The 25681-nt window shown below is 42.1% G+C and carries 22 protein-coding genes and 1 pseudogene; 9 read left to right on the top strand and 14 right to left on the bottom strand.

The annotated features are described in order from the left end of the window. Positions 1-151 precede the first annotated feature (151 nt). Complete coding sequence (locus tag ACXAD1_RS05490) at positions 152-715, top strand: DUF2777 domain-containing protein (RefSeq protein ID WP_206835188.1); 564 nt, start codon at positions 152-154, stop codon at positions 713-715. A 447-nt stretch (positions 716-1162) separates the two neighbouring features. On the opposite strand, the gene ACXAD1_RS05485 is transcribed toward ACXAD1_RS05490, so the two are convergent. The 5 genes from ACXAD1_RS05485 to ACXAD1_RS05465 form a co-directional block, all read right to left on the bottom strand. Further along, a complete protein-coding gene (locus ACXAD1_RS05485) occupies positions 1163-4084 on the bottom strand; it encodes an EAL domain-containing protein (RefSeq protein WP_206835185.1) in 2922 nt (973 codons plus the stop codon). A 204-nt stretch (positions 4085-4288) separates the two neighbouring features. Next, on the bottom strand, positions 4289-4645 hold the full coding sequence (locus ACXAD1_RS05480) for a YisL family protein (RefSeq protein WP_206835182.1): 357 nt from the start codon (positions 4643-4645) through the stop codon (positions 4289-4291). A gap of 196 nt (positions 4646-4841) precedes the next feature. Continuing rightward, positions 4842-5750, bottom strand: coding sequence for a fumarylacetoacetate hydrolase family protein (locus ACXAD1_RS05475; protein ID WP_474909614.1), 909 nt, complete (start codon positions 5748-5750; stop codon positions 4842-4844). 84 nt (positions 5751-5834) lie between these two features. Next, a complete protein-coding gene (locus ACXAD1_RS05470) occupies positions 5835-7022 on the bottom strand; it encodes a DUF418 domain-containing protein (RefSeq protein ID WP_206835177.1) in 1188 nt (395 codons plus the stop codon). A gap of 160 nt (positions 7023-7182) precedes the next feature. Next, positions 7183-8775, bottom strand: coding sequence for a long-chain-fatty-acid--CoA ligase (locus ACXAD1_RS05465; RefSeq protein WP_206835175.1), 1593 nt, complete (start codon positions 8773-8775; stop codon positions 7183-7185). A gap of 206 nt (positions 8776-8981) precedes the next feature. Here ACXAD1_RS05465 and ACXAD1_RS05460 point away from each other — a divergent pair, with 206 nt between their 5' ends. Genes ACXAD1_RS05460 through ACXAD1_RS05435 form a run of 6 tightly spaced genes read left to right on the top strand, consistent with a single transcriptional unit; the run spans position 8982 to position 10898 of the window. Then, complete coding sequence (locus tag ACXAD1_RS05460) at positions 8982-9203, top strand: spore germination protein (protein ID WP_009331280.1); 222 nt, start codon at positions 8982-8984, stop codon at positions 9201-9203. A gap of 13 nt (positions 9204-9216) precedes the next feature. After that, positions 9217-9441, top strand: a complete 225-nt coding sequence (locus ACXAD1_RS05455; RefSeq protein WP_206835172.1) for a spore germination protein GerPB — start codon at positions 9217-9219, stop codon at positions 9439-9441. 36 nt (positions 9442-9477) lie between these two features. Beyond that, entirely contained in the window at positions 9478-10089 is a 612-nt protein-coding gene (gene gerPC / locus ACXAD1_RS05450; RefSeq protein WP_206835170.1) for a spore germination protein GerPC, read from the top strand. Further along, complete coding sequence (locus tag ACXAD1_RS05445; protein ID WP_206835168.1) at positions 10086-10262, top strand: spore gernimation protein GerPD; 177 nt, start codon at positions 10086-10088, stop codon at positions 10260-10262. Before gerPC ends, ACXAD1_RS05445 begins: the two co-directional genes overlap by 4 nt. A 4-nt stretch (positions 10263-10266) precedes the next feature. Continuing rightward, entirely contained in the window at positions 10267-10647 is a 381-nt protein-coding gene (locus tag ACXAD1_RS05440; RefSeq protein WP_206835165.1) for a spore germination protein GerPE, read from the top strand. A gap of 32 nt (positions 10648-10679) precedes the next feature. Further along, complete coding sequence (locus ACXAD1_RS05435) at positions 10680-10898, top strand: spore germination protein (RefSeq protein WP_009331287.1); 219 nt, start codon at positions 10680-10682, stop codon at positions 10896-10898. Between the two features lie 32 nt (positions 10899-10930). On the opposite strand, the gene ACXAD1_RS05430 is transcribed toward ACXAD1_RS05435, so the two are convergent. The 3 genes from ACXAD1_RS05430 to addB all read right to left on the bottom strand — a co-directional run bounded on the left by ACXAD1_RS05430 (position 10931) and on the right by addB (position 18758). Then, positions 10931-11242 carry an HNH endonuclease gene (locus ACXAD1_RS05430; RefSeq protein WP_206835163.1) on the bottom strand — a complete coding sequence of 104 codons (312 nt, stop codon included), beginning with the start codon at positions 11240-11242 and terminating at the stop codon, positions 10931-10933. 273 nt (positions 11243-11515) lie between these two features. After that, a complete protein-coding gene (gene addA, locus ACXAD1_RS05425; RefSeq protein ID WP_206835161.1) occupies positions 11516-15274 on the bottom strand; it encodes a helicase-exonuclease AddAB subunit AddA in 3759 nt (1252 codons plus the stop codon). After that, entirely contained in the window at positions 15252-18758 is a 3507-nt protein-coding gene (addB, locus tag ACXAD1_RS05420; protein WP_474909613.1) for a helicase-exonuclease AddAB subunit AddB, read from the bottom strand. Before addB ends, addA begins: the two co-directional genes overlap by 23 nt. A gap of 145 nt (positions 18759-18903) precedes the next feature. Between addB and ACXAD1_RS05415 the strand changes: the two genes are divergently transcribed. Further along, on the top strand, positions 18904-20058 hold the full coding sequence (locus tag ACXAD1_RS05415) for an MFS transporter (RefSeq protein ID WP_474909612.1): 1155 nt from the start codon (positions 18904-18906) through the stop codon (positions 20056-20058). A gap of 33 nt (positions 20059-20091) precedes the next feature. On the opposite strand, the gene ACXAD1_RS05410 is transcribed toward ACXAD1_RS05415, so the two are convergent. The 3 genes and pseudogenes from ACXAD1_RS05410 to fabG all read right to left on the bottom strand — a co-directional run bounded on the left by ACXAD1_RS05410 (position 20092) and on the right by fabG (position 22684). Beyond that, positions 20092-20631 carry a GNAT family N-acetyltransferase gene (locus ACXAD1_RS05410; protein WP_312886117.1) on the bottom strand — a complete coding sequence of 180 codons (540 nt, stop codon included), beginning with the start codon at positions 20629-20631 and terminating at the stop codon, positions 20092-20094. A gap of 80 nt (positions 20632-20711) precedes the next feature. Next, positions 20712-21891: pseudogene (locus tag ACXAD1_RS05405) on the bottom strand (thiolase family protein). A gap of 52 nt (positions 21892-21943) precedes the next feature. Then, complete coding sequence (gene fabG / locus ACXAD1_RS05400) at positions 21944-22684, bottom strand: 3-oxoacyl-ACP reductase FabG (protein WP_206835152.1); 741 nt, start codon at positions 22682-22684, stop codon at positions 21944-21946. A 250-nt stretch (positions 22685-22934) separates the two neighbouring features. Here fabG and ACXAD1_RS05395 point away from each other — a divergent pair, with 250 nt between their 5' ends. After that, positions 22935-23261, top strand: a complete 327-nt coding sequence (locus ACXAD1_RS05395) for a hypothetical protein (protein ID WP_206835150.1) — start codon at positions 22935-22937, stop codon at positions 23259-23261. Between the two features lie 98 nt (positions 23262-23359). On the opposite strand, the gene lepB is transcribed toward ACXAD1_RS05395, so the two are convergent. From lepB to ACXAD1_RS05380, 3 genes are all read right to left on the bottom strand, one after another. Then, the gene (lepB, locus tag ACXAD1_RS05390) at positions 23360-23914 is read right to left on the bottom strand and encodes a signal peptidase I (RefSeq protein WP_206835147.1); all 555 of its coding nucleotides are present in this window, start codon (positions 23912-23914) and stop codon (positions 23360-23362) included. A gap of 24 nt (positions 23915-23938) precedes the next feature. Continuing rightward, complete coding sequence (locus ACXAD1_RS05385) at positions 23939-24562, bottom strand: TVP38/TMEM64 family protein (RefSeq protein ID WP_206835143.1); 624 nt, start codon at positions 24560-24562, stop codon at positions 23939-23941. Positions 24563-24692: 130 nt separating this feature from the next. After that, the gene (locus ACXAD1_RS05380) at positions 24693-25622 is read right to left on the bottom strand and encodes an LCP family protein (protein WP_211202415.1); all 930 of its coding nucleotides are present in this window, start codon (positions 25620-25622) and stop codon (positions 24693-24695) included. Between the last annotated feature and the right edge of the window lie 59 nt (positions 25623-25681).

Genomic DNA, 25681 nt, shown 5'->3' with positions numbered 1-25681 from the left:
TCATCCTTTCAAAGCGGAATCGCATGGGCACATTTTTCATGATGCTATTGTATGCACAGCCTAGAAAAAAGTTAATTGTCCACATACAAGCGGTTATAAAAATCGCCAAAACTGTCTAAAAAGAAGTTGAGGAAGTTAATGGAGGTTTTATATGAATAGACAGCAGCGAACAAAGCTTATTGAATATCAATCCCGTGCTTTTACAGAAGGCACTGTAGAGTATATTAATGAACAATGGGTGTTTTTCGACAATGAAACAGATGAAGCATCATTATTGGATGAATTCCTCCATCAGGAAATGGAAGTATTCCGCTTTAAACGCTGGAAGAAAGGCATTTTATTCGAGGATGGCAAAGTGGCCTTTGATGATGAAATATTTCACTTGAAGAATCAGGACTCGATCCGCATCCGAAAACATCTTGTTTTCTCCCTCGAGAGATTACTGGAGGAAGTAAATGATGATGCTTTTTATCAGTTCGTAACCACTTTAAATTCCATGCAATTTTCGGTTTATGACTGCATTTATTGCTATAACCAGCTGGCATTTTTCAATGATAAGGACAGAAAAAGCGGTGTGAACTTCATCGTTTTTGATAACCAGGATCATATTTGCAATGTGCAGCACCATTTTTGCTATTACGAAAAAATGAGTGACCGGTTTGAATTCACCTTAAACAGCGGAAAAAGGATGGTTATTGAAAAAATTTCTTCATAAGAAAAGCGGAAGCACCTTGACCACGAAGGAACGCAGACTAAGAACGCCACGTCCTCCCAAAAGCTTACGCTTTCGGTCGTGCGAAGTATCGCTTCCGTAGCTTTCCTTGTCCTGTGGCAACGTCTGCATGCCCCCCATGCTGGGGGCCTCAAGCGCAAGACGAGCCTCACGGAAAGGCGTTCTTTGCCTTTTTGGGAGGCTTGCCCGAAATGTGGAGGCGACTGCACAGGGACGACAGGCATAAGACGGTTCTTGTAAGAAGGTGTTCTTCCTTCTGAAAGGAAACGGCTTATGACCCCTAGTCCCTAGGAACCGCAACAAGACAAGCTTGTGACCTCGAGGGGGTAGGCTGCTTGCGCTAGACAGTTATCGACGTTCAAAACTTATACTATTTTCATGAAAAAAACAGCAGCCTGCCTTTAATGGCAGTGCTGCTGTTTCTTTATTCTAGCTGTGCGTTTGGGCATAATTAGATAAGCCTTCCTCAAACTCACGTGTCATAAGCGGCTTATGAATATAGAAGCCTTGTGCATAATGGCATTTTAATTCTTTTAAAAGCTCAATCTGCTCCTGTGTTTCCACCCCTTCTGCCACGACTTTCACGGCAAGCCCGTGCCCCATGGTAATGATGGCTTTTACAATGGCAACATCGGATGTGTTTATTCGCAGATTATTAATAAACGACCGATCGATCTTTAATGTATTGATCGGAAGATCCTTTAAATAACTTAAAGAGGAATAGCCTGTGCCAAAATCATCAATAGATACTTTGACTCCTATATCCTGCAGCGACTGCATGACTAGAATACTGTACTCAACATTTCTCAGCATCGTGCTCTCCGTCAGCTCTAATGTTAAATATTGCGGCTCCATACCGGAAAGTTCCAATGCCATCTTAACTTCTTGAAGAAATCCCGGCTGCTGGAATTGATAGGCCGATACATTCACCGAGATGGAGAGAGATTCATAGCCAAGCATTTGCCACCGTTTATTCTGCTTACAAGCCGACCGCAATACCCAGCTGCCGATATCCTCAATGAGACCAGTCTCTTCTGCAAGAGGAATAAATTCACCAGGTGAAACAAGGCCAAGTTTTGGATGATTCCAGCGGATGAGGGCTTCGCTTCCATATAAATTGCCTGTTTCAAGATCAATTAAGGGCTGATAGCATAAATAGAATTCATTTTTCTGCAAAGCTTTTCTTAAGTAGCTTTCAAGCTCAAGTCTGACCATTGCCTGCTGATTCATTTCCATCGAGAAAAAGGTGACCCTGTTTCCTCCTTGCTGCTTGGAGCGATTCGTGGCAATATCCGCATTTTTCAGCAGCAAATGCTCATCGGACCCATCATCTGGATGCAGGCTCGCACCAATGCTGGCTGTGACAATAAACTCCTGATTCGACTGAAATATAGGATGGGATATTTCCTCTAATATCTTTTTGGATACTTTCATAACTTTCTCGATAGTTGCATCCCTTGATAATACCAAAGTAAACTTATCCCCGCTGAACCTGCCCAAATAAGAACCCGATGGCAGAACTCTTTCTATTCTTTCGGAAATCTCCTTTAACACCATATCACCAGCAAAGTGCCCCAAACTGTCATTTATAATTTTAAAGCGGTCGATATCAATAGAAAGAACGGCAATTTTCTTCTGTTTTTTTTTGGCTCTCTTTAATTGCATTTCCAATTGTTCGGTAAACTTCATTCTATTCGGCAGCCCTGTATCCCGGTCGAAAAAAGCCAGTTCTGTTATCTTTTCTTCAATCTTTTTCTGTTCTGTAATATTCCTGCCAATTCCATAAATGCCTACACATTCCCCATTAACAGTAATCGGAATATTTTTCAGCTGAAAAAGATTGGGTTCACCAGATTTTGTATCGATATAAACGTTATAATATTGCTCTTTCCCTCTTAATGCCCGGTAAAAATGCATTCTGACCCTTTGCACATCCCCATCACGAACATATGAAAGAGCTGTTTTTCCGATTATTTCATCCCGTCTGTACCCAAAAGTTTTCTCGAATGCAGGGTTTACACTTGTGAAATTCCCCTTCAAATCAGTTGAATAAACAAAATCTGCATTGTTATCAAACAGAGATTTATAATATTGCTCAGACATTTTCAAACTGCTGTTTAATGCATTAATATCATCCTGGGAAGCATGCATTAAATGAGTCAAAGAAGTAATCGTTTTAAATTGGGGCGTTTTTTCATAAGCATATAAATTTGTACGATTTTTTTTTGATTCTGCACTATTTTCTGATAGAGCAAGATAGGTAAGAGAATGTCCGACCATCTGCGGAACTCCGCCTTTTCGGGAAGATATTTCCCCATAAGAAAAGAACCCATTCGCTGGGGCTATCCCCTGGAACATTTCCAGTTCTTTTTCCGTAAAATCTCTTGCAAACTGTTTTCGTGCCATACAATTGTATATAAATATGCTTTCAGGAGCTTGATGGTCAAGCTCTTTTAATTCCTGTAAAGACCGTTCAATGATGTCTTCCAGATTTGCATAAGCAAACGTGAGTGTGTCTCCTTCTTCAACCCTTCTGTTTACTTTAATAGCACCAGTTTCGAGTGATTTAATAATAAAAACGGACACTTTTTCCCCGCGGTACTTTAACAGGAATGGGAATTCAGTACCTGATTCTGGCAAATCCTTAACAAAAGCCTCTCCCAAATAGTGCTTTAGAATATTTAAGGGCTTCTTATGATCTAAAGAATAGATGATAGATCCTTCCGCCTTTGTAACAGTAAAGCTTTTTCCAATCTCCTGCCACTGATAATTTGCAAACGGACGGACTGAAAGATGGCCGCTTTGAAGAGCAACTGCTGCAAGCCCATCGCTGGTGATTCCATCTTGAGTAAAAGAAAAGCCCTCCTGAAATAATCCATTATCTCCTGCAAGGCCCCCTGAAATCACAATATCCGGATGAGTTTCATTTATCCCCTCCAGCAAGGCAGTGGATTCCACATCAAATCCAGCTGGGAAAATGATTACAGCTTCTGTATTGAAGATAGCAAGTTCCCGTGCCAAGGCTTTTCCCATTTCATAACTATCTTTAAAATCACTCCTGTTGAAAAGGAAAGATTTTAATTCTGTTTTTTCAAAAAAAGTAAAGCAGATTACTGTTTGTTTTTCCGTTATGTGGCCATCATAAATTTCACCAGAAGTCGAACAGCCTGCTATATTTGCAAATGGAAGCCTTTCTGCCAGCTCTTTTTGAAGTTTAGCGATATATTTACTTTCAGGGTTTCCTGTAAAAACCTGCACAAGCAAATTGGGGTATTCCTCCAATTCGTTCAAGTCTATAAATCTATTCAACTGGCTAGTATTCTTATATAAACATGAAATTGTCTTTGCCATAAAAACCCACCATCATAGTAAGATCATTAGAAAAATGCCAGTTACCCTCTAAAAGGAACGCTCCTATACAGCTGAGGGACCAATTTCTAATTTTTATTCAAAAAGTTAGTTACATTTTTAAATTACCATATTTAGTGAACTCTTGACATGACAAAATTAGAAAAAGCTGCCTTTTTGGCAGCTTATTCAATAAATATCCTTATTTTACGTCATAAATGTTAATGGCAATTTAACAAAGCCTAAATATAGAACCAGAATTAAAGCAACAATAAACTGCCCCCATAAAATAGACGTTTTTTTCCCTTTGACAGTGCGGATAATAATCATTTCAAACATTGCGATTACCCAAATGCCTACCAGTGATTTCAATACATAAAGAAGATCGATGCTGTTAAGGCTGCTTAAAATCCAAACTCCTGTTCCAATTATCAGCAAATAGAACAGTCTCAAGATCATGTGAACGACTTTTAAACCTTTTTGCTTGCCGCTTTTATGCATCATAAGGGCAATAATAAATAAAACCAGTGCCAAAAACCATGTTGTTATATGGGCATGTATCATTCCAGTGCCTCCTATTGTGAAATTCGATACCATCATATCATATTGGCATAGAAAATCCTAAAATTATGGTGCTGCAAAGATCTCAATATATATAACTTTGTGAACTATTTAAGGCAATATGTGATATATCTCATTGACACTCTGAAAATCTAAATTGATATGTAAAGGCCTGTGATTTTATACACAGGCCACCTTTTTATTTTTCTATACAATTTGTTAGAGTTCCTATTTTTTCAACTGTAATTTCCACTTTATCTCCCGGCTGAAGAAAGCGTGGAGGCTTAAAGCCTTTGCCTACACCTGCAGGAGTCCCAGTAGCAATAATATCTCCCGGTTCGAGGGTCATGCCTTTTGAAAGGACCGAGATGATTTCTTCGATTGAAAAGATAAAGTTTTCAGTATTTGAACTTTGCCTCAATTCTCCGTTTACCTTTGTTTGAATATCAAGCTGATTTGGGTTATCAACAGCCGATGAATGAACGATCCATGGACCCATCGGGCAAGTGGTATCCAGGCTTTTACCGATAAAAAATTGCTTATGGCGCGACTGCAGATCCCTAGCTGTTACATCATTAATAATCGTATAGCCAAAGATGTGTTTCAATGCTTCTTCTTTTGGGATAGCACGTCCTTTTTTTCCGATTACAACGGCAAGCTCTCCTTCATAATCCAGCTCTGCTGTAACATTATGATGATTTAATACCGTTTCATTAGGACCTATTACCGTTGTTGGCGATTTCGTAAAAACCATTATGTGCTCCGGAATGTCTTCTTTGCTTCCCATTTCAATTGCATGCTCGGCATAATTCTTGCCTACACAAAAGATATTCTTATCGGGACGGGGAATCGGAGCTTCCAGTGCAACAGAAGCGAGCGGGCGGAAGAGTTCTTCCCTGTCAGGATTGCTGCTTAGCCAATCTTTTAAACTATGTACCTTTTCAATGAATTTATCTCCTAAGGCAATACATTCCTTCAAAGTCTCTGGCAAATCGCTTTCGCCTTCCATTTTTTCTAAAGCTGCATTCAGCGGAAGAACCTTTGTGCCGGTTTCGTCCAATAAACCAGCCACACTTCCGGTGCTATCCATAAAAGTAACAAATTTCAATCCCATCACCTCGTTTTTTTATTCACTTTTAAAGTATAATATAAATTTTCAAATTTTTGGACTATTTATAAGTGAATGCAAATATTAACCCTTTCTCTTCCAATTAGGGATTTTCAAATATGTGAAGCTCCTCCAAAGCCATTCAACCGGACCATAGTAATAGCGGGCAGCCCAGAAGCGGCTGATTATTACCTGAAAAGCGAAAATGAAAATAACCAGAAGTGCCCCCCAAAAAGCAGAGACCTTTCCATAGAAGCCTAATCCATAACTGTAAAAAATAAAAGTCGAGATAACGGACTGGAAAAGATAATTTGAGAGCGAAAGTTTCCCAACATATGAGAGCGGCAGCAGGAATCCAAGACCTTGATCATTTTTTATCATCACTGCTATCCCTAAACCATAAGCAATTGCCAGCAGCGGACCTCCAAATATATCCTGCACGTAATCCAGTCCCAGGTTGCTTTCCATCAAGTAAGGCAGCAATTTGAACAATAACCCTGCAGCCAATGAGACCAGCATAATTTTCGTAAGGAATGCCCGGTTTTTATCCGGTTCCTCCAGCCATTTCAGTTTGGCAGCTCCTCCCCCTATTAAAAATAATGGAAAAATAGATGCCAGCATGATAGGCAGTGAAGAAAGATTATTAACACCGGACCAGTCCTTTATCCGCTGTGCGGTAACCTCGGAAAAGCTTCCATTTTGATAGGCCTGTAAAGAAGCTGTTGCCGCTTGAGGGTCATAGATTGATAGTTCATCAGCAGGAACAAACCGAACCGTTGCAAATAATAAAAGGGCAAATAGCAGATTGGGAATAATGTAAAGCAATATTCCAGTCAAAAGCATATTTTTTCCAGACATTTTTACAAACAGTAAAAAGATAAAGCCGAAGATTGCATAGTTAATTAGAATATCCCCATGCCATATAAGAAAAGCGTGAATGATGCCTATCAGCAGCAGAAGGGAAAATCTCCTTGCAGCCATTGCTCCAAATCCAAGGCCTTTAGCCAATGCCCTTTCCCTTAGAATAACTAAACCATAACCGAACAGCATGGAAAACAATGGATAAAAGCTGGCCTGCACAAAGATATCAATAAAGGCATAGGCGGCTTTATCTGCCGGGCTGTCCCACCAGTCAAAAGGATCAATGTATAGATATGGCGAATGGAAAGAAAGCATATTAACTAAAAAGATCCCGAGGATGGCAAATCCCCTCATTATATCCAGCGAAATGATCCGATCCTTCTCCAGCACCGGACTGGCTTGCCTGTCCATAAAAACGCCTCCTTCTTTGGAAAGAAAATCTAACATTAATGATAGAGAGCAGAATTCTAATTGTCCAGAAAAGAAATGCGGATGCGTCTTGCCCAAACTATCAACTCTCAAACTTTCTTTTCAAAAAGGGACCCCAGCAATGCTGAAGTCCCGCTTTCAATTAATTAACAAAACGGCCTGTTTTTCCTTTCGACTCCCAGTAATCATTCCGAAGATGAATTTTTTGAATTTTCCCCGATGCTGTTTTCGGCAGCTCATCAACAAAAGTCACTCCCGTTACAGCTTTAAAGTGGGCAAGTTTCTCCCTGGTAAAATCGATAATTTCCTGCTCATTCGTTGTTTTGCCGTTTCGAAGCACGACGAACGCGTGAGGCGTTTCCCCCCATTTTTCATGGGGTACAGCTATAACGGCTGCTTCCAGTATGGCAGGATGCTCGTATAATGCCCCTTCAATTTCGATGGATGAGATGTTTTCACCGCCGCTGATTATGATATCCTTTTTACGGTCCACGATATCGATATTGCCAAATTCATCAACACTTGCCATATCACCGGTATGAAGCCAGCCGTCTCGAATAGCTTCCATTGTTGCCTCTTCATTTTTCCAATAGCCTTTCATAACTCCGTTGCTGCGGACAACGACTTCACCAATTTCCAATCCATCATGGGCCACTTCTTCGCCATGTTCATTAATTACCCTTACTTCACAGCCTATCATCTGATGTCCTGCCTTTGCTTTCATCCTGTACTGCTGAGTAAGGGGAAGATCTTTAAGATGAGACCGGATCGTAGATACAGTGCTTAATGGAGATGATTCAGTCATTCCATATACCTGAATAAACTCCCATCCAAGCTCCTTTTCTACTCTTGTTACAAAAGCTGGCGGCGGTGCGGAACCAGCTATAACAACTCTGACATTTTGTTCAACAGCCGGAACAAATTGTTCATAATACTGCATCAGCGAATTCAGGACTGTAGGAGCCATATGCATGACGGATACTTTATTTTTTTGCAGTGCATCAAAAATCTTTTCTGGAGTTGCTTTTCTTATACACACCTGAGAAGCGCCATTTGCCGTGTAATAAAAAGGAGAGCCCCATCCATTCACATGAAACATCGGAAGGACATGCAGCAATACATCCTGATCGCTGACCCTTAAATGATGCATAGTTGACAATGCATGCAGGTAATTGTTGCGATGGGTCAGCATGACACCTTTTGGATTGCCAGTTGTGCCGCTGGTATATAGAAGGCTGCACACATCATTTTCGTCGAGGACCTCCCTTTGATATGGACCGCTGTCCTGACTGCTGAGCCATGAATCATAATCGCTCTCATTCGTCTCTTCCTCTTTATAATGCACGAAGATTTTTTCCACAGTTTTCAGCTGATCTTTCACAGGTAATATAAGATGATAAAGGTCCTGGTCTACAAATAGGATTTTGGATTCACTGTGATTCAATATATACAGGTAATCTTCCGGCTTCAGCCGTATATTTAATGGGACTATAATTCCTCCCAGCTGAAAAACACCATAAAAACCCTCCAGCATTTCGACGGAATTAGGTGCAAGATAAGCCACCCTGTCCCCCTTTTCAACCCCTGAAGCTTTTAAGCCATGGGAAAGCTGATTAACTCTCTTATTCAATTCCTCATATGTAAAAACCCGATCATCTGCAAAAATGGCTTTCTTAGAACCGTAAAGAGACACAGCACGATCTAAAAACTGCGTTACTATTAATGGGACATTCATTTTATGGCCACCTCACTGAAAATTTAGTTAATTCTATATTTTTTATATTATCATAAAAATTATGACAGTTTCACCTGGATTTTGTCTGTTATATAACATTTGCAGACCTTCTCATTAAAGTGCATTTCAGATATTTGGGCTAATTAATCACAATCAGCTAGCAGGCACATACGATATACAAGAAATCATTTTAAAGGGTGTTATGTATGCCAGCTATTGTCGGAGTCGCACAGGTCATATCAATTGGAAGCAGTTCTGTATTCAACATTGGGGATGTCTATAAAATCATGCCTGTTTCTAACGCTAAGACCTTTTCAGGCGCTGGATCGTTTAACACGGGGGATGGCCTGAATGTTTACAATCACCGGAGCACAACAAACACTTATGATTGTGATGGCGTGGATCAGGGCAATTATTTCAATGCTTAAAACGGGTGATGATATGAATTTTTATATACAGCAGTCCATTCATATTAATTTTATTAAGATAGGCGGGATTTCAAACTCTTCCGTTATGCAGATTGGAAGTGCAGGCATAATAAAGCCGGCTTCATATCTGTATAACACAGGGGGATTTACCGAACCTGCACCTGAAGCGGAATCACCAGTTCCATCGGGCCCGGCGGACAGTCTATTATTAATGCCTTCGGTACCTTTGACAACATAGTGATAGGTTATCTTTAAACAAAGCGAGGTGGTGCGCTTGAACCAGCAAATAAATACCTATCTTCACCAATTGCATGCTTTTGTGGAGGCCCAGGAAAAACGAATCCGAATACTGGAAAAGGCGGTTAAGAAACTTCAGGAAGAGACTGAAGTTCTAAAGAACCGTCCGCCAATGCAGGTCGACCGGATTGAATATAAATTTGACCAGCTAAAGGTCGAGTCCCTCGAAGGTACTTTAAACATCGGCTTAAATCCTTCTGAGCTGCAAAACATTGAAGATTTTGCCGTCGATAACAAAAACATCAAAGCACCTATTTCGCCTAAGAATCAGATGAAGAGAACGATGGAAATTGAAGATGCCATCTATCAATATTTAGAACAGGAACTTCCTGACATTACAGCTACTGTACAGAAGAAGTTAAATGTCAGTGTGGATGATTCCTATATTACATTTATCAAAGAAGATATCAAAAAGCAGCTGCCTAACAGGATTGACTTCTATATTAAACAGCAGCAGGCTTCGAATCGATCCGGGAAGGAAAATGATAACAAAGAGATTATTGAGCTTATAAAAAAGGAAATTCACAATGGAGTCCATGCCTTTATCTCACATTTGCCAGAGAATATGAAAGGGATGAATAACGAATGAATTATCAGGTATATAACCGAGATTTGTGTGTTGGCAGCATAAGAGTGCTTGGTGTATCCAGTTCTTCTGTATTAATGGTTGGAGATACACAGACGATCCAGCTTGCAGCAACCTTTGATACCCCAGTAGAATCTCTACTGATTGGGCCTTTTGTGCCGCTAACACCGGAGTAGCCGTATGCTTCAAAGAACTTCGTCAGTTGCTAATATTCATATAGATACTATTGCGTTTTCATCGATATTTGAGATTGGGGACTCCTGCTTAATTCAGGGTTTTTCCAGGGCACTTGCAGTTCAGCGCGAAGCGGAGTACTTTGATGCCCATGAAGGCAATTTTGCTGCTTATCCTATTTTCAGTGAGCCCATCCCTCTCCTTCCTATTGATGAAGTAATTGCGATTCAAACTACACAGCTGAATCCAATCATTAAAGTACAGAATATTGATATTATCGGGGTTTCCTCCTCTTCTGTCATTCATATTGGCAACAGTGGAAATATTTCAATGGAAGCCCGGGTCAAGCATATCCGTCAAGTTTATCCAAAAAATAGCACTTCTTAAGAATGAAAATTTTTTCATAAAGGATGTTTTACATGCCAGCTATAATCGGACCGGTACAAATCATCAATGTCGGCGGGGGAATTGTGCAATTTGGAGACTCCCTTTATATCTCTCCAAAAAGCAATTCAAAATCAACGACCGGACAGGGTGCCGCAAATACGGGCGGCTTAGTCATTACAAACAATGGCCTGAGCGCCAGCAATGTTCTGGATACCAGTCTGGTTGATCAGCCAAATGTCGGAAATAACTAATTTTTCAGTAATTTCGGACGATAGCACATTTGTTATCGTCCTTTTGATTTCCTGTCATTAGATTTTTTGGCTTTCGTTAACTTAGATGAAGGCTGCTTCCTGATCCATTTCAAATATTTTCCGATTTTATCATCCTGCTGTAATAATTCTATTGAATTCAGTCGTACAGCCAACTCTGCATTCGTATATAAAGCATGAATCTGCTTATGACAGGGTATGCATATTTTCGCGGTCGGCAGGAAGGTGCCCCCCATTTCTTTCGGCGTTAAATGATGGACGGTTATTTCAGTATCCTCCCGCATGCATAATTCGCAGGTTCCCGTCTCTGTTTTCTTTTTTCCCATTGCTAGCCTCCTTTATATTTAATTTACCCTTTATATTGGGGGTAATAAAATCGCATATTTTCCCCTTTGCGCGCGGGTACTCTCTGGTTGTGCGCGCTTGTTCAGCTAGTGCGCGTATCTCTCCTGGATCTGCGCGGATTTCTCCTTTTTACGCGCGGAGATGCTTCGTTTGCGCGCGGGATTTCACTGGCTGTGCGCGGCTTTTCGGCTAGTGCGCACAATACCATTCCTGCTAATACGCAAAAAGCCGGCAAGTTTCCTTGCCGGCTTTCCCTATAACTTAATTGTATGAGCCCCGTCAAAGAAGAATAAGTATCTTTCTTTGACTTTTCTCTTTAATATTTGTTCCAATGCTCTGGTGTACATATCAATTTGAACTTTGTACCTGTTTTCGAGAACGGGTTTAGCTTCAGCAAAGCCTCCCTTAAACCGGCCCCTGATTCCATCCGTTTTATAATCCAGAAGCACCAGACCCTGCTCATCTTCAAATACGCAGTCCACAATCCCCTGAATGAGAACCGTTTCATCCTCTCCCTGCCAATCTGAATAGATTTCCCGGGCTGGGAAAGATAAACTGAATGGGATTTCTCTTCGTATCGATTTAGCCTGAACAATTCTTTTTCCCAGTTCGGTTTCGAAAAACTGTACAATCAGCTGCGGCTCAATACTGGCATGCTGCTCTTCTGTCAGCAATTCGTTATGAACCATCTCATCCATTTTGAAAGCTACCGTTTCCACAGCTGCAGGCCTGCTTAAATCAATATGCTGCATGACAGCATGCATAGCAGTACCCCGTTCAGCTGGAGAAAGAGATTTTTCCTGCATGAATCTAGGCCTGCCCAGCAGGGGTTTATTGATTTTACGGATTAATTCAGTACCGCTGTCTTCTTCTGAAAAAATCTCCCGCTGCCGCTTTACTTCCGAAACGGATTGCTTAGATCTAGCTTGAGCAGCCTGCTTAAAGGAATATTTCCAGGAAAGCTGTTCCTCAACTTTATCCTTATAAGCCGATTCAGCCGGAACAGGTTTCCCTTCATAAACCAATTTCAGCAAATCCGTTTCGCCCTCATTGGCTTCTTCTGAAAGAACTGCAGCTTCTTCGCTTTTGATTATGGTTAAATTCCAGCATGAAGGGTGTTCAAGTATTTCAGAAGGTACGAGAGGATGAACCTGCCCTTCCCCTCTCAATGCCTCACAATCTCTATGTCTGACAAGCGATGGACCAATCCAGTCCAGGTAACTGTTTGCAGAAGCCCTGTCATACTCATTCAGGAGCCACTCTTTATGCTCCGATGCCTGCAGCCACTGATTTATTTTTTTATCAGCACTCTTGACGGACGATACCAGGAAAAGCTTTTCCTTCGCCCTTGTTAAAGCAACATATAGGACCCGCATTTCTTCAGCAAGCATTTCCATTTTCTTTTTTCGTTTAAAAGCAATCTGCGGCAAAGAGGGATAAGAAATTCTCTTCTCGGCATTCACATATTTTGCAGCGAATCCAAATTCCTTATCAAGCATGTACGGCTTTTTTAAATCCATCGTATTAAAACTGCGGGCAAGCCCTGCAATGAAAACGAAAGGAAATTCCAGCCCTTTGCTGCTGTGGATCGTCATAAGGCGGACAACATCTTCCTGCTCACCCAAAGCACGGGCAGCGCCAAGATCATCGCCTCTGTCCCGCATTCGTTCAATAAACCTTAAGAAGCGGAATAATCCTCTGAATGATGTTGCTTCATACTGTCTGGCTCTGTCGTACAGTGCGCGAAGGTTTGCCTGTCTCTGTTTTCCGCCCGGCATGCCGCCGACGAAATCATAAAATCTGGTTTCTCTATACAGATGCCAAATCAGTTCGGAAAGCGAACCTTGGCGCGCCATCACACGCCAATCTTTAAGCTGATCAAAAAACGGCCGCACTTTCTCATATAATTCTTCTGCTTCCAGGGTTGGGTCATTCCGGCAAAAAGAAGTCAAAGCTTCATAGAAAGAACCTCTTTTATTATGGATTCTGATTTGTGCCAGCTCTTCTTCGGTCAGCCCCAAAATAGGAGATCTTAGAACTGATGCCAGCGGAATATCCTGATACGGATTATCAATCACTTTTAGAAGTGACATCATAATCGCTACTTCCGTTGCTTCAAAATAGCCGCTGGAGAGATTGGCATAAACAGGGATTCCCTGCTGTTTGAACTCCTCCATTATTTGCGGAGCCCATGTCATGGAACGAAGCAGGATGACAATATCCCTATACTTGGCAGGCCGCTCGGATTGGGTCTTTGTGTTGTAAACTTCTTTCCGATTCCCAATGATTTCTTTTATTCTCGACGCCATAAATCTGGCTTCGAGCTGTGACTGGGCTAACTCTTCGCTGTCAAAACCCTCATCCATTGATTCAGGCTCAGGTTCGTTTTTTTCATTTCCTTCAAGATCAATAATGACTATTTCCACAGGGTGTTCCTGACTCTCTGAATAAGGAGCTCCTTTAACAAGCTCAGCTGCCTGATCATACTCAATTTCACCGACAGATGTCCCCATAATTTGCTTAAAAATATAGTTGGTCCCGTGGAGGACTTCTTTACGGCTTCTGAAATTTCGCGCCAGATCAATTCTAAGCCCTGCCTCTTCTCCGTCCCGGCCAAACCGGGTGTACTTACCCAAAAACAGATTAGGCTCTGCAAGGCGGAAACGGTAGATCGACTGCTTTACATCGCCTACCATGAAAAGATTTCCGTTTTCTTCTGAATCTGCCGTTACCAGCTGCAAAATCGCTTCCTGCACCATGTTGGTATCCTGATACTCATCAACCAGGACTTCTTTGAACTGATTTCTGCAGGCAAGAGCTGCTTCTGATGGCAAAAGCCTTCCCTCTTCATCTGATGATGAGAGAATTTCAAGGCAATAATGCTCAAGATCGGCAAAGTCAACCAGCCCTTTTTCAGTTTTAACCTGGTCAAAGCGAATTGAGAATTCTTTAACTAACGAAACAAGCGATTCTATATGGGACTTCATTTCCGCCATATCACGCATGAAGCTTTCCTGTTTGCGGAAAAACAGTTCTTCCTGCAGGCCGGTTATGATTTTCTTGGCCTGGTCCCTAAGTTTCTTTGCCTTTTCAACCAGCCCTTCATCATAATCATTGCCCTTACAGGTTTTGGCTCTGCCAAAAGACCATGATTGCATCGCTTCATATAGCATCGGCCATGAATCGTTTTTCGCTTCGATTAGAGTATTGACAACGTGCAGATCTGCGATAAAGTTTTCTGCTCTCGGAGCCGGTCCTCCAGGAAGTTTGGTCAGCTCCAGCCCATATTCCAGCAGCTGCTTGGCCCCTTTCAGCTGAAGATCTATATCCTCCAAAAGGGAACGGACAAATGGAAGCTTTTCAAGACTGTCAACACCCTCCACGTTATACATCTCAACAATTGAATCAAGATATTGATCAGGTGAAGGGTTGGAGCGGGCAAAATCGTATAAGTCCCTTATTATATCCTGAAGGGCAGTGTCACTTCTGTCATTTGTAAAAGTATCAACAAGTGCAAAGAATGCTTCGTTTCCCTCTTTACCGTATTCCTCTTCAAAAAGCTCCTCGAGTACTTCATCTCTTAAGAGCTGTGCTTCTGTTTCATCAGCGATTCGAAATCCGGGATCAATATCGGTCATGTAGTAATATTTACGAATCATCTCTAAGCAAAATGAATGCAAAGTCGAGATGGATGCCCTGTTTAATAAGCTTACCTGCTTTCTGAGGTGAGCAGACTTCGGATCGGCATCAATAGCTTTTTCAAGCGCTTCGCCGATTCTGTGCCTCATTTCGGCTGCTGAGGCATTTGTGAAGGTCACAACAAGGAGTTCATCGACATTAATAGGATCTTCATCAGCGATAATCTTATTGATAATCCTTTCAACCAAAACAGCCGTTTTCCCTGAACCGGCTGCAGCAGCCACCAGGATATCCTGGCCCTTGGCCATAATTGCTTTCCACTGGTCATCAGTCCAGGTTGCATCCTCCGGCTTAGGCGGTATGGCCATTTTCATCGCCCTCCACCTCCTTCTTGATGATTTCAATCATGTCTTCCTTTGGCTTAGGCACAAATAACCTGTAATCATTGGTTTCGAGCGATTCGTCAAATTGGCATACAGATTTATAGGCACAAAATGTACATGGTGTTTTTTCCTTCATTTTATATGGGGCAATTTTAACATCGCCCTCTGTAATCATATTGCCAGTATTCCTATACATCTTTCTTACGTAGCGCCGCAAATAATCAAACTCCTGCTTGCTAGCCACTTTAGATCGCTTTGAAAGTGTGCCGTCTTTTTTAAATCCGGCTGAGATAATGGATGAATCTCCTGTCTCAATTGTCTGGTCCATTAACCTGATGACATTTTCATCTCCCAGCAGCAGGCCATTCATTTTAAATTTCTTATAGAGTTCCTGCTCGATATCCTCTATGGTCAGCATTTTTGAAGTGCTGACGATTGGATTATGAACATGGAAATAAAGGACTCCTGCCGGATCGGCTTCAGTCCCGATCAAAGAATTGGAATGGGCAATAATGATGTCCAGATACGTGAGCATCTGCAGAGCAATCCCATAATATACCTCACTGACATTCAAATCCTTGGAGCTGGATTTATAGTCAATTACCCGTAAAAATGTCCCGTTTGTATCCTGAGCCTTGTCCACTCTGTCAATTCTTCCGACAAGCTCCATTTTAGTCCCATTTTTAAGAGGAAAAACAAGCGAAGGAAGTTCTCCTTTTGGACCAAACTCCAATTCCAGCCCCACTGGCGAGAATCCGCTTGATTTGGCATGCTCACTGATAACATAGGAAGCCCTGCTGATGATTTGCTCAAGCTTTCTCTTAATATAGTGATGCCTGTTCGAGCTTAAAAGAATTTCATTTTGCAGTTTAGGAGCAAGCATTTCAACTGCTTCTTTTGCAAGGATCTCACACTGTTCCCTTGTCATATCTGTCCATGAAAGTTTCTGGGACATAACTGTCTCTGCGATAAATTTTAAAGCGGCATGGAATAAATCCCCGATATCCGGCGCTTCCAAACGGTATACCTGTCTTTCCCGCAGCTTTAGTCCATGCTGTGCAAAATGGGAAAATGGACAGCTATGGAATAATTCCATCCTGGAAACACTCGCCTGAATATGATCGCCATACAATTCTTTACTGATGTCTTCGCCAAGCTGAATTGTCCGGTTTTCATAATTCAGGCTGGAAAGAACCTTTAATGCCGGCCTTCTCCACTGCTCATTGTTAAGATAGCAGTTATAAACATCCCACCACAGGTCATAGATTGGATAGCTGCGTTTTTTCAGCTGAAGCTGAGAAGTCAAATACGAAAGTGCTGTATTAAGATTATCCGCATATTCCAGCTGTTCTGTTTCCGGCAGCTCTGCCGGATCCGACATGAAGGAAAGCTGCCTGCAATCAGGGAATAAATCTCCCAATCTCTTAATATATGGAGAAGGCATAAGTGCTTTACCTTCTTCATTCGCCAGCGGATAACTGATAAAAAGTTTTTCTGATGGAGTGACAAACGCTTTATAAGCAATAAATTCTTCATCAAGAAGTCGTGTTCGGCTTCCAGGCGCCAGTTTCATTCCGCTGGTGTTAAGAATTTCTCTGTCATCATCCGCCAGCACACCCTCCTCTGAGAACTTGGCAGGAATTACTCCTTCATTGAGACCAATGACAAAGGCAGCTTTAATATCAGTTAGCCTTGATCTTTCCAAATCGGCAGCCATGACCTGATCGATGGCAGGCGGAACAAGCGTGAAACGCAGCGACTCCAGACCGGCATCCAGAACGGAAGCAAAGCGCTTTAGAGTCACCTCTTCTTCACCAAGCATTTCTACATACTGATCGAGAAGCTCCATAATGGCATTCCATGCTTGTCCATGCTCCCTTGATTTAACAAGGTTCCCTTTTTCCTCTTCAGCCGATTTCCACTTTTCAATCTTCACAGGCACATCCAATTCTTCCAGATATAAAAATAAAGCTTCACAATATCCGCGGCCATCAGCAGCCTTTTTCAAGCGCCTGTGCAATCTTAATATTGGGCCTGTAATCATTTCGCGCAAATCACTTAACTCATCTTCTATTTTCTTCTCGGCATCTGTCTGGGCAACCGCTTCAAACTCCAGCCCCCTGATTCTCCTGTATATCCATCTTTTCTTCTTCGTCCATTTGTCCCCTTGGATGCCATAGGCAAGAACATAGTTCTCAAGTCTGTCCATTTGCTCACGAAGCTTGCCGGCGTTTAACTTGGACGGGAAAATAAGCTCCGTTTTTACTGCTCTGAAGATCGGTTCATAGCGCCAATTCCCATTGATGATTTCAAGAGTTGACCTAATTAACTCCACGAGTGGATGATTCATCATAGTTCTTTTTTGGTCAATAAAATATGGGATTTCGTAGTCATGGAACACTGTTTCAATCTTGTCATGATAATCCTGTCCGTTTCTTGCAAGTACTGCAATATCACGATAGCGATAGCCATCTGTGCGAACAAGCTTATTTATTTTTCTGGCAACGCCCTCGATTTCAGCCCGCCTGTTGACAGCCTGTCCGATGTGGATGTCTGCTTCCCCTGGAAATGCCTCAGCAGGCCTGCTGTCAAAATATTCCTCAAGATGTCTAAGCGAAGGGCTGCTCCACCTTTTTTGCTCAGCAAGGACCATTTCTTCAATACCCAGACTGTTGCGGAAAGCCATTTCTTTGATTGTCTGATAGTTTTCTCCCGCCATTCTGAATAAATGAAGATCTTCAGGAGCACTATGCTTACGCGGCTGGTCAAGTGTCAGTGTAATAGTGACGTTTTTACACTGCTTCATCAGCTGTTCAACAATCGAATATTCCTGTGGTGTAAAGCTGTAAAAGCCATCTATATAAACCTCGGCATTTTTTAGATACTCTGAATGGGATGCTTTTTCAGCAAGAAGGCGGAAGTAGTCTTCCGAATCGGTATATTTGCCGGCAAGGGATTCTTCAAAATTTTTATAGATTAACTCAAGATCATGAAGCTTGTCCTGAAGTGCCTTATTCGATTTCCCTGTTCCTGGGAGCTGCTGCTGCCTTTCAGCAAGTTCATCGGGGGCTACACAATACCGTTTGAATTCAGTCATCATTTGTTCAATTTGCTGAATAAAACCATTTTTATCTGCAGCCCTCTGAAAAAGCTTAAGCTCATCCTTTTTATCTTCGATGATCTTGCGGATAAGCATGCTGATGCCAACACTGTTTAGATGATATCTGCTCAAGCCTCCTGTTTCCTGAAGAATTCTCCACGCAAGTCGCGTGAAAGAATATACCTGGCTGCGAATCATTCCGCCAAGGCCGGGCGTTGTAATTAATTTATATTCTGAAAGGAACGTCATTTGTTCCGGAACTAAGTAAATGATGGGATCTCCATCCGGATTAAGCCGCAGTTCATCGCGGATTTCATTAAGGCAGTATTCCGTTTTGCCGCTTCCGGACCGGCCTATCAATAAACGTACGGTCATTTTTTTCCTCCTTAAAAAAGCTCTCTCTATCATTATTTTATCATATAAGCTGTTCAATTTTTTGTATGGGGTTCTTCAAAATTGTGGAAATGACAACTTTCCTATACGGGGTTTCGTGCATAAAGTATATCGGCAGGTGATAAGGATGATTTCAAAACAGATCCTGATTGCAACTTCAGTCATTTTGACAGTTACAGGAATTTTCGTGGCCAGCAACATTTATACACTAATCCCTATTTACGGGGATATTGCTGACTCATTTAAAGTAAATGAAAATTATATTGTTGGCGGGGGAAGCCTGTTTGCATTTTTTTATGCAGCCGGCCTGCTGTTCTTTGGTCCTGCTTCAGATACATTTGGCAGGCGCAAAATTATTATTACGGGTTTGTTTGCTTCTGCTTTGTCCACTTGTGCCGTCGGGCTTTCTCCTAATGTAGAGGCTCTCTATATAACCAGGTCGATTCAGGGGCTGACACTTGGGAGCTATGCTCCTGTTGCCTTCGCTTATACCTTTGATCTTTTCAGGCCGAGGAGCCGCACCCTGCTGCTTGTTTTTATCAATACAGGATTCCTTGTCGCCGGCATTCTTGGACAGCTGATCAGTTCGACAATTACTTTTTATTTTAAATGGAACTATGCTTTTTATTTCTTTGCGTTTTGCTATTTTATACTTTTCCTTGTATCGTATAAAATACTTCCAGGCACTTCTCCTCCTTGCAAATCAGGGGTTTCCGTTATTTCAATTATGAAAAAACTATTAATGAAGGGAAGCCTGCTCCAAAGCTATGCTATTACCTTTACTTTGCTGTTTGCCTTTGTAGCTTTTTACGATGCAATAGGAAGGAATTTCGAGGGAACAATGGAGGAGCTGTTCACATTAAGAGCTGTGGGACTAATCGGGGCGCTGCTGTCTCTCTTTACGGGAAAATTAATTGAGCGGATTGGTGCCCATTCGACATTAAAGCTTGGTTTACTTTTAGGGATTTTCAGCATTATTAATATATTTTTCTTCAGCAGCACTATTGCCTTAATGGCAATTTCCATTATGTTTGTGGCTTCCATATCCCTTCTTGTTCCCACTGTTATCACACTGATTGGCATGATTGCAGGAGCTGACCGTGCAAAAGCGCTTTCTCTCTATTCTTTTTTTCTATTAACCGGAGCAAGCCTTGCGCCCCCAGCGGTTATGATTCTGGAATATCATTATGTACTGTTTCTGCTTCTTGCCTTTTTCCTGACGAATATCGTTCTTAGCTATTTCTTGTCAAAAGAAATTATTTTTGTCAGTCAGCCAGAATAAATCTTGTAAAGCGCGGAATCATTCCGCGCTTCGTCACTCTTTCCACTCCTTTCTCAGGAGCCCGTATAAATACATATCATGCCGTTTTCCATCGCGCTCAATAAACTCTCTATAGCAGCCTTCTTTCTGGAATCCAAGACTTTCATAAAGAGTTTTTGCTCTGGTATTATAGGAAAATACAGTAAGCTGAAGCCTATACAAATTAAGCTCCATAAAAGCATAACTAATAAGGCATTGCATGGCTTCCTTTCCGTACCCTTTTCCCCATTCTGTTTTATCTGCAATGGCGATGGTAATCCAGCCTGTTCTGTGTGGCCATAAAATGCCGTTTAACTCCGCATAGCCTATCAGTTCATTTGCTTCTTTTAACCTGAGCGAGAATCTGAAGGTGTCTTGCGGACACTCATCAAGCCATTTCTTAATTTCCATTTCCTGTTTGGGTTTTACCGGCTGAGCATCCAGGTTTCGCATAATTTTTTCGTCTGCACGCCACTGGATTATCTTTTTAATATCTTCCTCAAGAAACGCCCCCAGAATGATCCTTTTTCCAGACAATATCGTACAGCTTATCACTTTTCTCCCCCCTGAAAAATTAATTCTGCAGAAGATGGGATTCGCTAATTGGATAAATAAAGAGCTCCCGAAGGAACTCTTTATTCGTACGTTTCGACAAATACTGTGGCTCCCATCCCGCCTCCGACACATAGAGAAGCTATTCCTTTATGGCCGCCTCTTCTCTTTAATTCATGAACAAGACTCACAACAAGGCGTGCACCAGTACATCCAATAGGGTGTCCCAGGCTGATTCCGCTTCCATTTACATTTACTTTGTCCCGGTTTAAGCCTAACTCTTTCTCCACCGCCAAATATTGGGCTGCAAAAGCCTCATTGATCTCAATCAAGTCTGCATCCTCAAGTGACCAGCTGACATTAGCAAGACCTTTTTTGACTGCCGGCACTGGCCCTATTCCCATTACTTTTGGGTCTACTCCTGCCACGGAGAAGCCAGCAATCCTTGCCAGAGGCTTTAGTCCCTTTTCCAGAGCCAGTTCTTCCGGCATCAGGACAAGGGCTGCTCCGCCGTCATTCAGGCTTGATGCATTTCCGGCTGTAACGGAGCCGCCCTTTCTAAAGACAGGCTTCAAGTTTCGCAGCTTTTCGGCTGTTAAATCTGCACGCGGGTTCTCATCTTTTCTAACGGTTACTTCCCCTTTCCTGCTTTTCACAGTAATTGGAACGATCTGCGAATCAAAGTAACCGCTTTCAATCGCGTGCAAGGCTCTCTTGTGGCTAAGCAAGGCCGCTTCATCTTGCTCTTCTCTTGTAATGGCATGAATTTCTGCCAGGTTTTCTGCCGTTTCCCCCATCATAATATGATGGATTGGATCTTCGAGAATTTCCCACACGGTGTCGGTTACCTGCCCATGCTGCATGCGGGCGCCCCAGCGATGCTGTTTTAATAGATAAGGGCTGGAGCTCATGGCTTCCACTCCTCCAGCAATCACGATATCTGACATCCCTGACTGAATCTGCAAGCGCTGCAGACATAATTGCCTGCATACCGGATGCACACTGCCTCTGGACTGTAAACCCTGTTGTTGTATCATCAAAGCCTGCAAGCAAAGCTGCTGTTCTTGCTGTATTCGGTTCATCTGTACGCTGAATGCAGTGTCCCAAAATTACTTCATCCACCTCATTGCTCTGCAGGCCGCTTCTCCCGGCAGCTTCTTTTAATACAGGCACAATCAAATCTGTCGGCAGAAGATCCTTAAACGCTCCGCCAAACGTTCCAACCGGTGTTCTGACTGCTGATGTTATTACAACATTTCTCATCTTTTCCACCTCATTTTATCTTCTTATCGAGCAGGCGCTCGAAGTCAGGTCATTACATCATGATGCCGCCATCTACATGAAGAACTGTGCCATTCACATAATCCGATTCATCGGAAGCCAGAAACAGGTATGCATTCGCAATATCTTCCGGTTTTCCAAGTCTGCCCAGCGGAACCATCCCCTGCATTTGTCCTATTACCTTTTCCGGTACTTTTGCTGTCATACTGGTTGAAATAAATCCTGGGGCAACGGCATTTACGTTGATTCCTTTTCTTCCGAGTTCTTTTGCCCATGTTCTGGTCATTCCCACTACACCCGCTTTGGCTGCCGCATAGTTTGTCTGTCCGACATTCCCATAGACTCCCGAAACAGAGGACGTATTGATAATTCTTCCGCTTCCCTGTTCGAGCATGAATGGAAGCACTGCTTGTGTACAATGGAAGACACCTGCCAGATTCACGTCCATAACGGCCTGAAAATCGTCTGCAGATAGCTTTGCCAGCATCCCGTCCCTTGTTATTCCTGCATTATTGATCAGGATGTCAATTTTTCCAAATGCCCTTTTTACAGCTTCCGCCATATTGTCTATGCTTTGCCTGTCCGCGACATTCACCTGAAAAAACTCAACCTGAAGACCTTTTCCCTTGAGCTCCTGAGCCCTGGTAATTCCCGTGTCTGCATCATAATCAGCCATGGCTACCACCGCTCCTTCACCTGCCAACTTTTCGGCCGCAGCCAGACCAATTCCATTAGCCGCACCAGTAATAATGGCTACTTTATCCTTCAGCCTCATCAATTGCACCTCCTGATATATTTAAATATTCCGACATCGGATACTGAAACGGATCCTTTGACGTGTACACAAGCTATTATTCGACAAAGCCTGCAGTATTTCCTGTGCCCAGCAATATATTCTCATTGTTTAAAAAACGATCCCAGTCTTCCAAGGGAACTGATGGTAATTTTTTGAATCGGTTTATGCGCTGCAAAAAGAGGCTAAGAAATATAAAACAAAAGACAGCAAGTTGAAAGGAGAATTTATCATGAAAGTTGTTTATGGCTTGATGGCTCAAAACGGAGACGCCCAGGAGCTGTTATGGGATTTGGGATTTTGGGAAGTTGAAGAATCCGCAAAGGAATATTTAAATGCCGAAATGGTCAATACACGCGGAATTACCGTAGAGCCCATTACTATTAATGACGCTATCCCAATTCCCCCAGAGGAAATAGAAGAAGAAACAATGGTTGCCTGCTCCCTTTGCGGAATTGAATACAATCGTGAAGATGTCAATATGACTGACTATGATGAAGACGTATGTGTAAACTGTGAACCTGAATATAGGAATAATCCTAATTTGCATGTAATCTGAGATGTCTTGCCTGCAATTAGAATAGCTCTTGTGCCAGACAGTAAAAGGGACTCGAATAATTGATATTATCGAGTCCCTTTTTCGCAAAATAAGTTTGTTTAGAATGACGCATCCATTTCATCAAGCGGCCAATAGCGCAGGTTTACCTTCCCTACAACCTGGCCGGCTGAAATAAATCCAAAATGCCGGCTGTCCCAGCTTCCAAGGCGATTATCTCCCATAACAAATAGTTTTCCCTCCGGAACCGTTTCGGTGCCAGTCATTTCCAGCAGTGTAAAGTCACCTGTCAGTTTACCCCCTGCTGTTTCTTTCCGGTATTTCTCCAGGTAAGGTTCATTCACTTTTTTGCCATTTACAAATAATTCATCATCGCGGTATTCAATTTCATCCCCTGGCATCCCTATTATTCTTTTTACAAAATCCTCTTCATCATTATGATGAAAAACAATTACGTCAAAGCGCTCTAAATCACTGACCTGATAGCCGATTTTATTGACAATCAGCTTATTGCCATCCTGAAGGGTGGGCATCATGGATTCACCTTCCACAACATAATTGGAGAAGAAAAAAGTCCGTATAAAAGCAAAGATAATGATGCCAATTGCAAAAGCCTTCAGCCATTCCGCTCCTTCTTTTCTCAAGCCTTCTTTCACACTCCATCTCTCCCAGTACTGCATTCAATACTTTTTATTCCCGCGGTCTTTTTCTACGCTCATATTCATCTTTATTTCAATGATTTTGCCGACATACCAAAGAATGAAAATGACCAATGCCACAATGGCTGTCCGAATTGGCTGTGTTATTAATGATTTGATATCATATCCGACAAAGCTTATTGTAAAAATCATCACTATTTTGCCACTCAGGACTGCAAGCATATATTGAGCAATGCTGATATTCGAAAGCCCTGCGACAATATTTACGACTGCCGATGGAGTAAACGGAAAACAGAGCAGGATGAACAATGGCCCAAACCCATGCTTTTCCACCCATTTCATAAGCCTCTGTACCTGCTTATGCTTTTTCAAAAAACGGAGTATTCGTTTCTGGCCATATTTCCTGACCAGCAGGAAAACGAGCAGCGCTCCTGCGACCGCGCCGAGCCAGGAGTATAAAAAACCCAGCCAGAGACCAAATGCACTCGCATTTGCCATAACAAATAACACCAGGGGCAGAAAAGGCAAAAATGCTTCTAGCATTGGAAGCAGAATACCGGGAAGCGGCCCAAATGATCGATATTCCCGAATTAAATCCATTATATGATCTAATGTAAACCAATCTTTGAACAGTTCAAAATCCATTTAGTATCTCCTTGTCCAATATGCAGCAAAGTCCTATCGTTCGATTATCATTAAAGGGAAGCTTCTCCTAGTTTTACCACTTCCCCTTTTATTGTACACCTAATCCGCCAAAAACTGTGTTTCTAACTTTTTATTTCGAGAGAAACTCATGGATTGCCGCTTTGTTCGCCTCTTTATCTATGCCTAAAACAGCAGCACCATTAATTCTCTGATTTTCAAATGTTCCATCAACAGGAACACGAAGAGTCTCTACATCCCTGTTATCCTTAGATAAGAAATCTTTCCCAATATACAGAATATCGCCGGTATTCATATTGGTATTAACAAAAGGAGTTACCACCCCGATGAGTTTTGGAAGCTTTGTAATGGTCTGAAGGCTTGTAAACTGGCTTGCTACTTCTTTCATTACTTTCTGCTGGCGCTCAACCCTTCCAAAATCACCTACCGCATCCTGCCTGAACCTGACATACCCGAGGAGATGCTCACCATCAAGCCGCTGCAGACCCGGTTCCAGAGTAACACCGATATTGGCAGACATTCTTTTTTCCACATCAATTTCTACCCCTCTTGGAAAAGCTTCATCTATTAAATGAACAAAGCCTTCAAAGTCAACAATAGAGTAATATTTTATATCAATATCAAAGTTTTCCTTAAGCGTCTGCCTTAATAACTCAGGACCACCATAAGCAAGTGCTGAATTTATTCTGTTTTGTCCATGGCCCGGTATATCCACGTACATATCTCTCATAAAAGAAATAAGCTTATATGTTCCCTTTTCAGGATGGTATTGGGCAACCATGATGGTATCTGCCCGTGATTTCTCTTTTCCCCTTGCGTCACTTCCAAGAATCAGGATATTCGTTCCTCCATATTTATCTTTTTCACCGTTAAATTCAAACTCTTCTGTCTGTATATTTGCCTCTCCCTCCGTCTGGGAAACACCTTGCTTGAACTGAAAATACGAATAGCCAAGGGTTCCTGCAATCATAAGAAACAAAACCAGGAGAACGGACTTCCATTTTTTTTTCTTTTTCTTCTTTTCATATCTATCTGATCTCATTAGAATAAGTCCTTTCTTTGCAGTTAAATTATATTTCGGCCGCGGGTATGGAAATACCT

It is taken from the genome of Cytobacillus sp. ABV4_503 (genome assembly GCF_056158445.1).
Note: the sequence above shows the minus strand (reverse complement) of the source record. Positions and strands in the feature narration are given on the sequence as shown.